Origin of the sequence: Vibrio mytili, assembly GCF_049563345.1 — a bacterium.
Lineage (GTDB): Bacteria > Pseudomonadota > Gammaproteobacteria > Enterobacterales > Vibrionaceae > Vibrio > Vibrio mytili.
This window is the reverse complement of sequence record NZ_CP110481.1, coordinates 1,432,060-1,447,161: the sequence shown is the minus strand read 5'-3', so window position 1 is coordinate 1,447,161 and position 15,102 is coordinate 1,432,060. Positions and strand designations below refer to the sequence as shown.

Here is a 15,102-nt window from a genome sequence, read left to right as displayed (position 1 = left end):
GTCTGTCAAAAATTGGAGTAATTGATAATGCAAAACAAACGTGATTCTTATAACCGTGATGATCTTCTTGCTTCTAGCCAAGGTGAACTGTTCGGTCCGGGTTATCCACAACTTCCTGCACCAAACATGCTGATGATGGATCGTATTTCCAAAATGTCAGAAACCGAAGGTGATTACGGCAAGGGTTTAATTCTTGCGGAATTAGATATTACTCCGGATCTTTGGTTCTTTGATTGTCACTTCCCTGGTGACCCTGTTATGCCTGGCTGTCTTGGCTTAGATGCGATGTGGCAACTTGTAGGCTTCTACCTTGGTTGGGTCGGCGGCAAAGGTAAAGGACGTGCTCTAGGCGTCGGTGAAGTGAAATTTACCGGTCAAATTCTTCCTACCGCGAAGAAAGTCACTTATGAAATCCATATGAAGCGCGTTGTAAACCGCAAGCTAGTCATGGGGCTAGCCGATGGCCGAGTATGCGTTGACGGCAAAGAGATCTACGTGGCGAAAGACCTTAAAGTCGGTCTATTCCAAGATACTTCAAACTTCTAGAACAATCTTGAAGCTATCTTAAAAAATAATGAAAGGTTCCGCTTGGAGCCTTTTTTATTGCCGATAAATAGAAGCAATCGCATAAATGCAGAAAAGGCTCCTATGAGCCCTTTCAGATCCTTACATATGTATGTGGGAGTTATTTATAGAGACCAGAGTTTTTTTCATCTCTGGCATCACGCCAACCACCTAACCAATACGACCGAGCGTCAACTTGCTGATATGGGCAAGCCTCTTGAGACCTTCCATTTAATCCAGCTTTGTAGCCTTGAGATTGAGCTCGTTCTAGGCGATCACGCTTTTGTCTCTTCATAGTTAATTCCTCATACAGATCCATTTAAAAACGTACTTCTGTTTTTGTGAAACTTTGATGGAGTTTTTATGACTCCACTTATAAGAATCGATCAAGTTTCGGATTTTCTCAAGACATAAAAAAGCCCAGACTCATTTCTGTGAGTCTGGGCTTGAAATGAAAATTTTTAATATTTTCTGCGGAACCCAAGTAGACCTAGCATGGTCAAAGTTAACCAACCAAAGCCTGCTCCACTGCGCTCTGCGTTTTCTACTTCTATGCTGCGAGTCACAATATCATCACTCGTCGCATCAGGGATCGGAAGCAACTTAACGGCGACGACTTCTTCAGTGCCATCACAAGAAGCGTTGTTGTCTGTAGAACGGTAACCACCCGCACACTTCAACGCCGTACCAGAGATCACACCCGCATCGTTAATATCGGTCGCATCTATGATACGGAATTCATTGTTTGCTTCTGATATAGCATCATTTGCATCACCATTGGTTAAGTCATCCAAGAACCAAGCTTTACTACTAAACAATGTGTCTGCACGGTCGGAATTTGTGCCATTACCACTGTATGGGTAGATGAAAGCGCGTTTACGGCGTGCCTTACCGTCTTGCTCACGGATTGAGTTAGCGTCTAACTGACCAACAATCTCGTTGTAGTTGTTAATCGAGCCAATTTTACCACCCGCACCATCAAAAAAGATTCCAGAGGTAAGATAGCTTGCACTGATGCTGTCAGAGCGAACATCATTCACAACAAACAAACGATTTGCATAGGCACCCGATTGTACTTTGCTTCGCTTCGCTTCACCAACCGCGACAAATTGATCGTTCACATCAGTTAAACGTGAATTGGAGTGAATGCTCTCTCCACTCTCTCTTTGGCGTGCACCGCTAACCACTTTGTTTTGCCAAGTGACCGAGTCATCAATTACGCCTTCTGAACTGAGTTCACCAACAAAAACGGTCGCGTTTAGCTGGTTACGATCGTTGTCATAAGTATTGTAGCCAACGCCGTAAACGGTCGTGCCATCAACAACCACGTCACGCATACTGCCTTGGGCTAGACGCTCGTTTTCTTTAGACTTCGCGCTCGGCCAGCCAAGCTCAGAGACATTACCGTTTTGGTCCCAGATTGCGGCTTTTGAAGTATGGTGTGTGCCATTGGTGTTATTCGCCTTTCTAGAAACACTACCTACCGTGAAAACGCCATTGGTTGCCCAAGCTCGGCTTGCCACCACTTCTGCATCATCGTCACCAGTAATGATGTTTGGCACCACAGGCGCAACAACCGTATTGCGAGTTTCGAGAGTTGAGGAATCATCCGCGCTGACAATACTTTGGTTACCCACTACATAGCCATCAGCGGTAAGGCTATTAATTATATTATTGTATTGGTTTGAATACGCACCACCTTCATCCTCAACAAACGCTAACGCATTGGACGCGTAATCTTTCTCGTTGCGTTCCTTATTCCAAGGAGCCCAGTTAAGTCGTGCCCAAGAGTCGCAAGTGTTGTAGCCAAGGTGACGTTTACAATAGTTTTCAAAGTCATCACGCTCCTCAAGGTAGTAAAAACCCGCATCCATAGCAAAAGGCACTTCTTCTCTGTAGCTGTTGCCATCAACCGCTTGGCCTGAAGAAATCTGGGTTGAACGCGTTTCTAATGCAAGCTTGAACTGCTCTGCTGTACAGTTAGCCGCTGCATCAAAACACCCTAACGCAAAAGGCGAACCCGTCGATACATCTTCGACATCACCTTGTTGAATCGCCACGCCATAAGCGGTTTCGTAGTCACCGTTAGACCCATGATCTTGAGGTGAAACCTCGACAACTTGATACAATGCGGCATTTGCGCTCATTGCTGTGCCAACCATCATCGCGATGGTCGTTAATTTTAGTGTGTTACTACAACTCATTGAATTCTTAACTATCCTGTTGCATTGCTTCGAGTTCTTCCCATCTCTCGAAGGCGATTTCCAACTCCTGCTCAAAAGCAGTTAGCTGTTCCAATACGGGTTGAGTCTGATCTACAGGCTTAGCGAAGAATTCCGGGTCATTCACTTGTTCCTGCAGTGCCTCAATATCCGACTCTAATTGTTCTAATTTCGCTGGAAGAGACTCTAACTCTCTCTGTAGCTTATATGATAACTTCTTCGAATTGTTCTTAGGTTGAGCTGTTTTGGGAGTTTCCTCAACCACTTTCGTTTTCGTTTCTGCTTTTTCAGTCGTTTGACGTGTCGCTAATGCTTGGTCACGTTGCTGCCTTGCATCATGATAACCACCGACAAACTCTTCAATGATACCGTCCCCTTCGAAGATCCAGCTCGTTGTAACCGTATTATCAACAAACTCACGATCGTGACTCACCAAGAGTAACGTACCCTGATAGTTGGCAAGCATTTCTTCTAAAAGTTCCAACGTTTCGATATCCAAATCGTTAGTTGGTTCATCGAGAATAAGTAAGTTGTTTGGTTTCAGCAAGATACGGGCAAGCAATAGGCGATTTTTTTCGCCACCAGAAAGCGCTTTTACGGGCGTTCGGGCTCGTTTTGGTGCAAACAAGAAATCTTGAAGGTAGCTAAGTGCATGGCGCTGTCGCCCGCCGACCATCACTTCTTGTTTACCATCGGCCAGGTTATCAATCACCGTTTTTTCGGGATCAAGAATCTCACGGTATTGATCAAAATACGCGACCTCAAGCTTCGTGCCACAATGCAAGCGACCAGCTTGTGTTTCCAACTGTCCCAACAGTAACTTAAGTACAGTACTCTTACCACAGCCATTTGGTCCGATTAATGCGATACGATCGCCGCGCATGATATTGAAGCTGAAATCATCAACGATTTTCTTACCGTCATAAGAAAAGGCGATATTTTCTGCTTCAAAAACAATTTTACCCGAACGAGATGCATCATCGATATTGAGATTCACTTTACCTTGTACATCACGACGATCTCGGCGTTCTTCACGTAACTTTTTAAGCGCACGCACACGCCCTTCATTTCGCGTACGACGTGCTTTAATTCCCTGACGAATCCAGACTTCTTCTTGTGCGAGTTTCTTGTCGAATTCAGCATTTTGCATTTCTTCGACACGAAGCATCTCTTCTTTTTCTGTCAGATAGTTTTCGTAATCACCAGGAAAAGACGCAAGTTGCCCACGATCCAGATCCACAATACGTGTTGCCATTGATTTAATAAAAGCACGGTCGTGTGAAATGAAGATGATCGAACCCTTAAAATCCTTAAGGAAGTTTTCTAACCATTCGATGGTAGTGACATCAAGGTGGTTAGTCGGCTCATCTAAGAGCAATACGTCTGGATCGCAAACCAACGCACGAGCCAAAGCCGCTTTGCGTTGCCAGCCGCCCGATAAATCGCTCAGTTTCGTTTCAGGGCTCAACTTCAGTGCACTCAGGACGTTTTTAACGCGATCATCAAAACGCCATGCATTGGAGTGATCGAGCTGTTCCTGAACTTTTGCAAGTCGGTTAATGTGTTTTTCGCTTGGGTCACTCGCAACAAGATCGAGAAGATCGTGGTAGATCTTTAATTGTTCGCCAATTTCAGCCAAACCGCCCGATACATATTCGTATACCGTCCCTTCTTGGTTACGCGGTGGATCTTGTTCTAAGCGAGAGACGACGACATCCTGCGTCACTTGTATTTTGCCGTCATCTAACACGATGTCACCGGCTAACACTTTCATTAATGTTGATTTACCGGCACCGTTTCGCCCTACTAAACACACACGTTCGTTTTCTTGTAAAGCGAACTCTGCGTGATCGAGTAGTGGGTGGTCGCCAAATGCAAGTTGAGCATTATGTATGGTAAGTAATGCCATTATATTCCAACCAGTTTGTGAGTTGTTCCAAGTCAAACGGCCAGTTCAACTCAGATTCTTGATATTTTAATACAGGAATTGTGACACCGTAACGAGAAAAGAGATCGTTATCGAATGCAATATCAACGATGTCTGTCTGTTTTGCCAAACCGACGTTTTCCACCAAAGCAAATGCCATCTCACATAGATGGCATCCCTCAGTGCTATACAATATCAGCACATCAAATCCTTTTTAACATCAATCTATTAGTCTGCGTGTGTCACTATCCAACAGTTGTGGATGTGTTTGTTGCGAGCAAAGTCTAACGGCAGTGTTTGTGACGAAATATTTTGAGCCTTCAATCCTAGTTCAGCTAACGCAGCTTCGTCCATCTTAAAGTGGCGCTTGTTGTTTGAGAATACAATCGTGCCACCATCTCTAAGTAGACGCTTAAGATTAGCCATCAACTTAATGTGGTCTCGTTGTACGTCAAAAGACGCCTCCATTCGCTTAGAGTTTGAGAAGGTTGGTGGATCAATAAAAATAAGATCGTATTCACCTTTCGCGTTTTCTAACCATTGAAGACAGTCTGCTTGTTCAAATCGATGTTGACGCCCTACACAGCCGTTAAGCTGCATATTGTCCTTTGCCCAATTTAAGTACGTATTCGACATGTCGACAGTAGTGGTTGATCGAGCACCACCAACCGCAGCGTGGACCGTAGCACTACCTGTATAGGCGAATAGGTTTAAGAAATCCTTTCCTTTTGCCATTTCGCCTAGTCGACGACGAGTAATCTTATGATCAAGGAAAAGACCAGTATCAAGGTAGTCGTGAAGATTTACAATCAGCTTCACACCGTATTCATGGACTTCTAGAGTTTCCGACACCTGACCTAATTTTTGATACTGATTACGCCCTTTTTGCTTTTCACGAACCTTAAGTACTACCTTATTCGCTTCAACACCCGTTACCTGAATGGTTGCACGAATGATATCAGTCAATCGACGCTTTGCTTTTTCTTCAGGGATGTTTTTGGGTGCTGCGTACTCTTGAATGACAATTTGGTTACCGTAGACATCAATAGCAACATTGTATTCAGGAAGATCGGCATCGTAGATACGGTAGCAATCAAGTTCTTCTTTGCGAGCCCACTTACCGATCTTACCCATGTTCTTTTTCAGACGATTAGAGAAGTCGGGAGCGATTTGAACCGGCTTATCTGCGCCTCTTACTTCTTCCTCAGTACGCTCAGCAATGCTGTAGTTTTTTTGGTGACACGGTAACGCACCGTTGTTGAGTTTGAACTGTTTGTCAGCACGCATACGTAAACAACTCAGTAGCTCATCTGAACTCGAGAAAATAGACGCTTTGCAGCCACCAAACTCAGATTTAAGCTGACCACCGAAAGCCGTATACAATGCTATCAAACCCGGTTCCGTCCCCAAACGTTCACCATAGGGTGGGTTTGATACAATCACACCATGTTCGAATCCTGATGGACGCTTAATCGTTGCAGCATCACCAAGAGTGAACTCGATAAGCTCTTCAACACCAGCACGACGTGCGTTATCTTGCGCAACTTTCAATACTTTAGGGTCGTTATCGAAACCGAAAAACTTTGCGTCAACTTTTTTGACACCTCGGCGAGCCTGTACGTTTGCTTCCGATTTAATTTCCGCCCATACTTCTGGTTCAAAGTCTTCTAAAGACTCAAAACACCACTGTTTACGTTTTACACCTGGCGCCATATTTGCCGCCATCATCGCCGCTTCGATTAACAGCGTGCCAGATCCACACATTGGGTCCAGCAACGGCTGATGTCCATCCCAACCACAGCGTTGAATAATTGCGGCTGCGAGTGTTTCACGAAGCGGTGCACGCCCCGATTCTGGACGGTAACCCCGTTGATGAAGACCACTCCCTACCATATCAACACCAAGCAACGCTTTTTCCTTGTGCAAGCGAACATGAACACGCACATCTGGTTGTTCTTTACTAATGTTTGGGCGAGGCAAACCTTTCTTTTCAAAACAATCAACGATGCCATCTTTGACTTTCATTGCACCGTATTGACTGTTGCGAATTTCACGGTTGGTACCGTTAAAATCGACGACAAAACGTTTAGAACTGTGGAACTGATTGACCCAATTAATGGCCATGGTCGACAGGTACAAATCCATGTCGCTGTTACAGTTAAATTCAGCTAATACACGTACAAATCGAGACGCCAAGCGGCTCCACAAACAACAGCGATAAACTTGTTCATTGGTTGCTGTAAATTTTACGCCTGCCTGTACTGGTTTCGCACTTTCGATGCCTAGTTTAGTCAGTTCTTCAGCAAGCAAGTTTTCCATGCCATTTGAAGTTACCGCGAGATATTGATTCATAGTGTTCTTTCGCTGATAAAAAATGGCTTCAATTATACCTGACTTTACGATCAATGCCTCGTTTTTAAAGACAATTTCCTACTCGTTAGCGCAAACACTCACCAGTTTACATCTAGTTCAGCATAAGAAGAGTGCCTCAGCAGGTCTAACTTTGTTCGTAGCCTCGCCAGCACTGTGACTTCTAGCATTAAATCACTTGATGATTTTGATCTGAAAGTTCCGACATTAATTAAATACGCTCCTTTATCACGGATTCGGCTCCCCATTGATATATGGTTCAAATCAGAGAAGTGAATACTTATTTACGTTAATTTTGGTATATACCAGATGAAAATTAACCCTGTAATTTACTTTCAAAATGCTCTTATAGAGGAATAAACGGTGAAATATTAGGCAGGAGATTGCCTAATTTTTGAGAAAATATTAAGAAAAAAAGTAGAACAAAGGTGACTTGCTTCATAGTTATTTGTCTATAAAGCGTTCAATTTCATTACAAAATGACTTTGGTAATCATCAGCTCGGGAGAATCAATAAAGATAAGGACAAAAAAAAATCGACCCATACTGGTCGATTAAAGCAAACAAAGGAACGAAATAAGGAATCTAAAAAGGGGTTAGCCAACCATTGCCATCGGTGCGATAACGAATAAATGGTTGGCGCAAGACATGCGATCGTGCATAACTTTGATAGGCTGACCAAACTCTAGTGCCTTGTTACCGTCTAAAACAAACTCATCTTGACCAACATAAGCACATAAACTGGACGTTTCTCCAGGTTCAAGAACAATAAATACACCATCTGAATATTGATTGGTTAAGAAGACCATGTCCCCTTCTTCTGGCTCATGACCAACAGATTGAGCATCAAAGAACCAACTTTTGGGTTGTACTGGTTTATGAAAGCGTTTAGCCGCTACGCAGTATAGAGTGAGTTCAGCTTGGCGGTATTCACTGATGTCGAGACAACGGATGCGTTCGTTGAAGGTTTGAAACGCGCTGGCGTCATCTACGGTGAATTCGTTGATTGAGAAGGCACAGTTGACCAATAGTTTTCGAGGGAGGTTGGTTTGAAAAATCATGTCCTCCCCCAGGTCCAGCATTAAGCAAGCTTTATGCTCGTCAAAATACCAATTCCATTTGTCGCTGGGTTTAAGCATTATTCCATTCTCTCTTAACTAGTTGTATATCAGTGATAAAGAGGTAAGAAGCTTAATTACCTACTCTTGAATACTTAAATTTTACAAATGAACGGATAAAAAAAAAGAGGAAACAAATTCCTCTTTTTCTTGGTCAAATTGTCGCTGATTTATACTTTTGTTGAGTGTCGCTATACGTTTTTAACAATATCGCGTACTAAACCTGGACCATGGTAAATAAAGCCAGTATAAACTTGAACCAATTGCGCACCTGCCATGAGTTTTTCTTTTGCAGCAACAAAAGAGTCGATACCACCCACTCCAATGATTGGCAGTTTGTCTCCAAGTTCTTCATGAAGTTTACGGACAACTTCTGTAGAGCGAGACTGTACTGGACGACCGCTCAATCCACCGGCCTCATTAGCATGCTTCATTCCCTCTACAACCGCTCTATCAAGTGTCGTATTCGTTGCAATAACGCCATCGATATTGTTTTTCACTAAAGAGCCACAAATCTGAGTAATTTCGTCATCACTCAAATCCGGTGCGATTTTTAATGCCAACGGTACGTACTTACCGTATTTTTCTGCCAGTTCTGCCTGTTTCGTTTTAAGTTCGGAAAGCAAATCATCAAGCGCTTCGCCATATTGCAACGAGCGTAACCCTGGAGTATTTGGTGAAGATATATTGACTGCGATGTAACCTGCGTATTCGTACACTTTTTCCATACAAATCAGGTAGTCCTCTGCCCCATTCTCTATCGGCGTGTCTTTGTTCTTACCAATATTGATGCCCAAAACACAATCGAACTTGGCTTGTTTAACATTTTCAACTAAGTGATCGACACCTAAGTTGTTAAAGCCCATTCGGTTGATGATGCCTTCCGCTTGGATCAATCGGAACAAACGAGGTTTATCATTACCAGGTTGGGGACGAGGAGTCACGGTACCGACCTCTACGAATCCAAAACCCATAGCGTCAAATGCTTCGATGCATTCACCATTTTTATCTAATCCTGCGGCCAGGCCGACAGGGTTACGAAAAGTGAGTCCCATGCATTCGACTGGACGATGAGGTAACTGTTGACGATAAAAAATATCGAGAGGAGTGCCGGTAAAACGTTTGAAGTTCTTGATAGCAAGGTCATGTGCCTTTTCGGCATCAAGTTGAAAAAAGCCAGTTCTGGCTAGACGGTAAAGCATTGTGCCTCCGAAAGAAAAAAGCCCCGTGTAAACGGGTCAATATTATTTACTGTTTTCTATCTCAATTCAATGGAAATGCACGTATTAGCTAAAATACAAAGTTAATATTTTATACTTACTTTAAAATCAACAAGTTAAAGTGGCTTTATTTTTGAGAAAGTTCATATTTTCTCATTGAATGTAATCGTTTGCTCATGTGTTAAACACAAAAACACACGTGACAGCGTAACCAAATTTGGGTTGTCTACGTTAAGTTTGCATTAAAAAAGCCCCCAGATGTATACATTTGGGGGCTTTTACTTGGTCGTTCTTGTCTATTTCATTTCTGCTTATCTATAGAAATGAGGAGTAACTAACCACCTACTCCGGCCCTAATCCTTGGATGAGCAATTTAAGTTGAGTAGTACCAGCTCACGCAGTGCAACAGAGAATTTGGCAAACTCATGCATCGATCCAACTTTGAATTCATTAAGAATACTTTCCCAACGATGCAAAGAAGGCTCATTCACATCCATCCACTCTTCCAGGGCTGCCATGACGTCAAGCTCGTCCGATGCACATGCACAATTCAAAACTTGTGCAGTCAACTGGCGTTGCTGCCAGTCCAAATCTTCACGGAATGCAGCTCTCGCAAGTGCCTGCCAGTTGTTATCCACTGCTTGGCTATTAATTTGCTTCAAGAACCAATGTAGTGATAGGCGGTCACCCAAGTTAAAGTATAGTTTGGACGTCTGCTCGACTGTTTTTCCCGTCTCTTTGGCGATGGACGAAATATCCAACGCGCATTGGAGGCTCGTTAAACGTGATACTTGATGCGCAAGCTTTTCCTCGATCCCTTTTTTGATCCAGTTGTTAGCGAGATCATTATGCTCTTCGACTTCTGATTCTACCAACATCGTATCCAAGGTATCTGCCACAACATTAACGTCATGCTGATACATAGCAATGAGTTCTGCCACCGTAGACTTACTACTACGATTGCGTAACAGCCATCTTGAAATTCGACGCAGTGCTCGACGGATATTGAACAGGATCTCATACTGAGAATCCGCTGTTGCGATGTTGTCCAAAGCTCGCGTTTGTTCTAATATCTCAGCAAAGCCGAATATTTCTCGGGCGGCGCTATACGCGTTAGTAATATCAACGACGGTTGCACCTGTCTCTTCTTGAAGACGAGTAACAAAGTTGCATCCCATCTCATTGACCATCTGATTAGCAAGCGCAGTCGCAATAATCTCAGCGCGCAATGGGTGGTTGACCATTTGCGCCTTATAGTTACGGCGTAACGCACTTGGGAAATAGGCAACAAGCTGTTTGGCATGAAACTCATCATTCGCGATTTCGTCGGTGACCAGCTGCTGTTTCAGAACCATTTTTCCATAAGCCACCAATACAGATAACTCTGGTCGGGTTAGACCAACACCTTGTTTTTCGCGTTCTATTAGGGTTTCATCATCTGGGATGTATTCTAATACTCGATCTAAGTACCCTGCTTTCTCCATGGTATGAATGAATCGAATTTGTTCTTTAACAATACCAACGCCCTGTTGTTCTGTTACCGAAATTGATTCTGATTGGCAATACGCATCATCCAGTACAATGTCACCGACTTCTTCTTCCATTGATTCTAGAATCTGGTTGCGCTGTTTAACGGTAAGATCGCCGTTAGAAACCAAACCATTGAGGAAAATCTTGATATTGACTTCATTATCTGAACAATCAACGCCACCAACATTGTCAACAAAGTCAGTATTCACTCGGCCACCGTTCAAAGCGTATTCGATACGGCCGCGTTGAGTCATACCTAAGTTGCCGCCTTCGCCAACCACCTTCGCTCTTAGATCACGTCCATCGATACGTAACATGTCGTTTGCTCGATCGCCAACATCGGTATGTGTTTCGGTCGACGCTTTGACATAGGTACCGATGCCACCATTCCATAAAAGATCAACCTTCATGGTTAAGATCGTCTTAATCAGATCGTTTGGCGCCATTGATGCTTTCTTGGTACCAAGCATTTTTTGGATTTCAGGCGACAGTTGAATCGACTTTGAACGACGAGAGAAAATACCACCACCTTGAGAAATCAACGCTTTGTTGTAATCTTCCCAACTCGATCTTGGAAGATTAAATAGTCGGTTTCGTTCTTCCCAGCTTGTTGCGGCGTCAGGATTCGGGTCGATAAATATATGCATGTGGTTAAATGCTGCTTGCAAACGAATGTGTTTTGATAAGAGCATACCATTACCAAAAACATCCCCCGCCATATCTCCCACACCGATAGCGGTGAAGTCAGTGGTTTGGCAGTTAATTCCCATTTCGCGGAAATGACGCTTCACTGATTCCCAACCACCTTTTGCAGTGATGCCCATAGCTTTATGGTCGTAACCATTTGAACCGCCAGAAGCAAATGCATCACCTAACCAGAAGTTGTATTCATCAGATACCGAGTTGGCTAAATCTGAGAAAGTGGCAGTGCCTTTATCGGCCGCAACAACTAAGTAAGGATCATCTTCATCATGTCGAATCACATTCGTTGGTGGTACGACTTCACCTTCTATGATGTTATCGGAAATATCGAGCAGAGCACGAATAAAACGTTTGTAACAACGTTGACCTTCGGCAAAAATTTCATCCCTAGTCGTTAATGATGGTTGACGCTTGCAAACGAATCCTCCTTTTGCACCGACTGGAACGATAACCGTGTTCTTCACTTGTTGTGCTTTAACAAGACCAAGAATTTCAGTACGGAAGTCTTCTTGACGATCTGACCAACGCAATCCACCACGAGCGACTTTGCCTCCGCGTAAGTGAACACCTTCAATATCTGGAGCGTAAACAAAAATTTCAAATGCTGGAACTGGCTGTGGAATCTCTGGAATATCACTTGGTTTCATCTTCAGAGATAACCAAGGTTTAGGCTGTTTGTCTTCGTCGGTTTGATAATAGTTCGTACGAAGCGTCGCCATGATCATTTCCATGTAACGACGAATAATACGATCATCATCCAAACTTTCGACACGATCCAATTGCTCGGTGAGTTTTTTGACAAGATCATTTTGCCCTTTCTCACTGCCTTTGTTTTTCGGATCAAAACGCTTAGCGAATAGTTTTACTAGTCCTGTTGCGAGCTCAGGATAATGGCTCAACGTATCTTCAATGTACTGCTGACTAAATGGAAAACCTACTTGTCGCATGTAACGAGCGTAAGCTCGAAGGATGGAAATCTCTCGGCCCGTTAGTGAAGCACCAAGCAGTAGTCGGTTGAAGCCATCACTTTCTAGGTTGCCTGACCAAATTGCGGCAAACGCTTGCTGGAATCGATCGCGAGCTTCACGAAGATCAACGCTCTTCTCACTTTTATGGAGCATTGAAAAATCAAGGATCCAAAATGTACGTCCATTGTTTTTCACGATCTCATAAGGTGACTCTCCGATCACGCGAAGCCCCAGGTTTTCTAACATTGGCATCACGTCAGAAAGATGAATCGGTTCATCTCGGTGATAGAGTTTTAGGCGAACAGCTTTAGAATCCGTGCCCTCTTCTTGAGGTCGGTAGAACAGCATCCCCAGTTTATTGTTATCACTTAACGATTCGAGGCGTTCTATATCTGCAACCGCAGAACCTGGCATCATGTCTTCTTTGTATGAACGAGGGAAAGCGTTCATGTATTCTTTTGACAGTGGACGACCTTTGCTTTCACCTAGATTTTCAATGATCGACTCTTTTAATCGGTCTTCCCAAGAGGTGGAAACTTCCATTAAATTCTGCTCGATTTTCTTCACGTCTACATCAATATTGTTATTATCAACACGCACGATGTAATGGGTTCTAGCTAAAGGACTCTCAGAAAAGAATGTGGTAAATTCAACCTCCTCCTCACAGCCAAAGTATTGTTTAAATATGCGTTGTGTTTGTCGGCGTAACTCCGTGTTGTAGCGCTCTTTAGTGACGTACACCATACAGCTAAAGAAGCGGCCAAATGGGTCTTTGCGTACAAACAGACGCAATAGATCACGGTCTTGCATTTGCACAACGCCAGTGCCCACCTCAAGCAACTCTTCTTCATTGGCTTGAAGCAACTCATCTCTTGGGTAGTTTTCTAGGATGTTGTGCAGCGCTTTATACGAATAAGAGCCTTGGCGGTAACCACTTGCCAGCAAAATTCGATCAACTTTTTCGCGAATTAATGGAATACTCTGCACCGCTTGGTTGTATACCGCGGAAGTGTAGAGACCAGAAAAACGGTGTTCTCCGATAACTTTGCCATTTTCGTCAAACTTTTTAATACCAATGTAATCGGTATAAGCAGGACGATGAATACGTGACGCTTTGTTACCTTTCGTAATGATCAAGGCGTAAGGCTTTTTCGCTTCCAGTCGTGCTGAGTCCGACATCTCAGAAAGCTTAATACTGCGAACGCGTTTATCTTCGGCAAAAAGACCTAGTCCCTTTTCTTTCGCTGGTCTAAGTTCTGTATCGCCATTCACTTCAACAAGGTCATAATCTTTATAGCCCATAAAGGTAAAGTTGTGTTCACCCAACCAACGAAGAAAAGCGATGGTTTCACCGATGCGCTCTACCTGGATAGAAACACGATCTTTGTTTTGTTCTAATTCATCAGTGACAGCCTTTAATTTTTCGACCATCGGGTGCCAGTCATTAACCACTAAACGTGTGTCAGAAAAAATGCTCAGTAGCTCTTCTTTCAATGCTTGCATTTCGTCTTTGCTGGTTAAGCGATCAACTTCAATATGGAACAGACTTTGAAGCATCCCGTCTTGACCATTGACCTCAGTAACATGACCTTGCTTGTCTCTTGTTAACTGGGTTGGGTTGTTTAGCATTAAATGACAAGTCAAATCTAGACGGGATAAAGCCATTTTGATGGAGTCAACTAGAAACGGACTATCTGGTACGACAACTTCAACAATGGTATGTGTCGATTGCCAACCTTGGCGGCTAATGTTTGGATTGAAAACTCTAACCGAAATCTCTTCGGGTTTCTTTTCATTTATATGGTGCCAAAGGCTGACCACCGCACCATACAGGTCGGATTCATTCCTCTGGATTAGGTCATCGTCAGAGATGTTCCTAAATAAGTGTTGAGCAAGTTTGGTTACAAGCGTTTGGTGAGAAAGCTCAAGTTTGTCTTGAATCAGTTGGTACACTTTTTCAAGCAGAACCGGCACTACATTTTCACGCGCGGTCATATTCACACTCCACGTTAGAATTCGTTGTTATTTTGTAGGGGGACTTAGCGTCAAATTTAAAATCTTAAGCTAAGCATAGGTAATGCGTTTGTTTATTGTAAAAGCATACTTACAAATGTTTAACAACTAATGGGCATGAAAATCAATGAAATGTTCGATTCTGTGATTGAGATTCCTATTTAACTCTCTGTAAATACGATTTATGACAGAGTTTCTAACTTTATAAACTTATTATTTTGGTCAGTTGTGAGTCTAAACTGACCGTGAACCCCCAGTTGACTAAGAAAAGGTCTAAATCGAGTAGCTGGCAGCTGTATTCTTAATCCATTGTGAGTCACAACTTGGACAGTGCTAGCGGCACCTGAGTAATGTGATACGAAGGTCTGATACGAAATATTGAGCGTAAAGTAATACTGATTCATAAATTAAAGAGTGGTCATCGAGACCACTCTCCGTTCCTATCTAACTGTTATTTCCTATAGCTTAG

At 43.2% G+C, this 15,102-nt stretch carries 10 protein-coding genes; 1 reads left to right on the top strand and 9 read right to left on the bottom strand.

Features of this window, described 5'->3' with window-relative positions; translation table 11 throughout:
* Positions 1-27: 27 nt before the first annotated feature.
* The gene (gene fabA / locus ONE56_RS06665; protein ID WP_041154307.1) at positions 28-546 is read left to right on the top strand and encodes a bifunctional 3-hydroxydecanoyl-ACP dehydratase/trans-2-decenoyl-ACP isomerase; all 519 of its coding nucleotides are present in this window, start codon (positions 28-30) and stop codon (positions 544-546) included.
* Between the two features lie 139 nt (positions 547-685).
* On the opposite strand, the gene rmf is transcribed toward fabA, so the two are convergent.
* The 9 genes from rmf to ONE56_RS06620 form a co-directional block, all read right to left on the bottom strand.
* A complete protein-coding gene (rmf, locus tag ONE56_RS06660; protein WP_014231881.1) occupies positions 686-859 on the bottom strand; it encodes a ribosome modulation factor in 174 nt (57 codons plus the stop codon).
* Between the two features lie 166 nt (positions 860-1,025).
* Complete coding sequence (locus tag ONE56_RS06655; protein WP_423840467.1) at positions 1,026-2,768, bottom strand: DUF3466 family protein; 1,743 nt, start codon at positions 2,766-2,768, stop codon at positions 1,026-1,028.
* 7 nt (positions 2,769-2,775) lie between these two features.
* Positions 2,776-4,695 carry an ABC transporter ATP-binding protein gene (locus tag ONE56_RS06650; RefSeq protein ID WP_041154309.1) on the bottom strand — a complete coding sequence of 640 codons (1,920 nt, stop codon included), beginning with the start codon at positions 4,693-4,695 and terminating at the stop codon, positions 2,776-2,778.
* Positions 4,673-4,915: a glutaredoxin family protein gene (locus ONE56_RS06645; protein WP_041154310.1), complete on the bottom strand. Its 243-nt coding sequence runs from the start codon at positions 4,913-4,915 to the stop codon at positions 4,673-4,675. The genes ONE56_RS06650 and ONE56_RS06645 overlap by 23 nt, the downstream gene beginning before the upstream one ends.
* 26 nt (positions 4,916-4,941) lie before the next feature.
* The gene (rlmKL, locus tag ONE56_RS06640) at positions 4,942-7,065 is read right to left on the bottom strand and encodes a bifunctional 23S rRNA (guanine(2069)-N(7))-methyltransferase RlmK/23S rRNA (guanine(2445)-N(2))-methyltransferase RlmL (RefSeq protein WP_423840466.1); all 2,124 of its coding nucleotides are present in this window, start codon (positions 7,063-7,065) and stop codon (positions 4,942-4,944) included.
* Between the two features lie 613 nt (positions 7,066-7,678).
* Complete coding sequence (locus ONE56_RS06635; protein ID WP_041154312.1) at positions 7,679-8,221, bottom strand: cell division protein ZapC; 543 nt, start codon at positions 8,219-8,221, stop codon at positions 7,679-7,681.
* Positions 8,222-8,391: 170 nt separating this feature from the next.
* A complete protein-coding gene (gene pyrD / locus ONE56_RS06630) occupies positions 8,392-9,402 on the bottom strand; it encodes a quinone-dependent dihydroorotate dehydrogenase (protein WP_423840465.1) in 1,011 nt (336 codons plus the stop codon).
* 371 nt (positions 9,403-9,773) lie between these two features.
* The gene (locus ONE56_RS06625) at positions 9,774-14,615 is read right to left on the bottom strand and encodes an NAD-glutamate dehydrogenase (protein WP_423840464.1); all 4,842 of its coding nucleotides are present in this window, start codon (positions 14,613-14,615) and stop codon (positions 9,774-9,776) included.
* Between the two features lie 200 nt (positions 14,616-14,815).
* Positions 14,816-15,037 (bottom strand): DUF2835 domain-containing protein, encoded by a 222-nt coding sequence (locus tag ONE56_RS06620; RefSeq protein ID WP_423840463.1) that lies wholly within the window; start codon positions 15,035-15,037, stop codon positions 14,816-14,818.
* Positions 15,038-15,102: the final 65 nt, after the last annotated feature.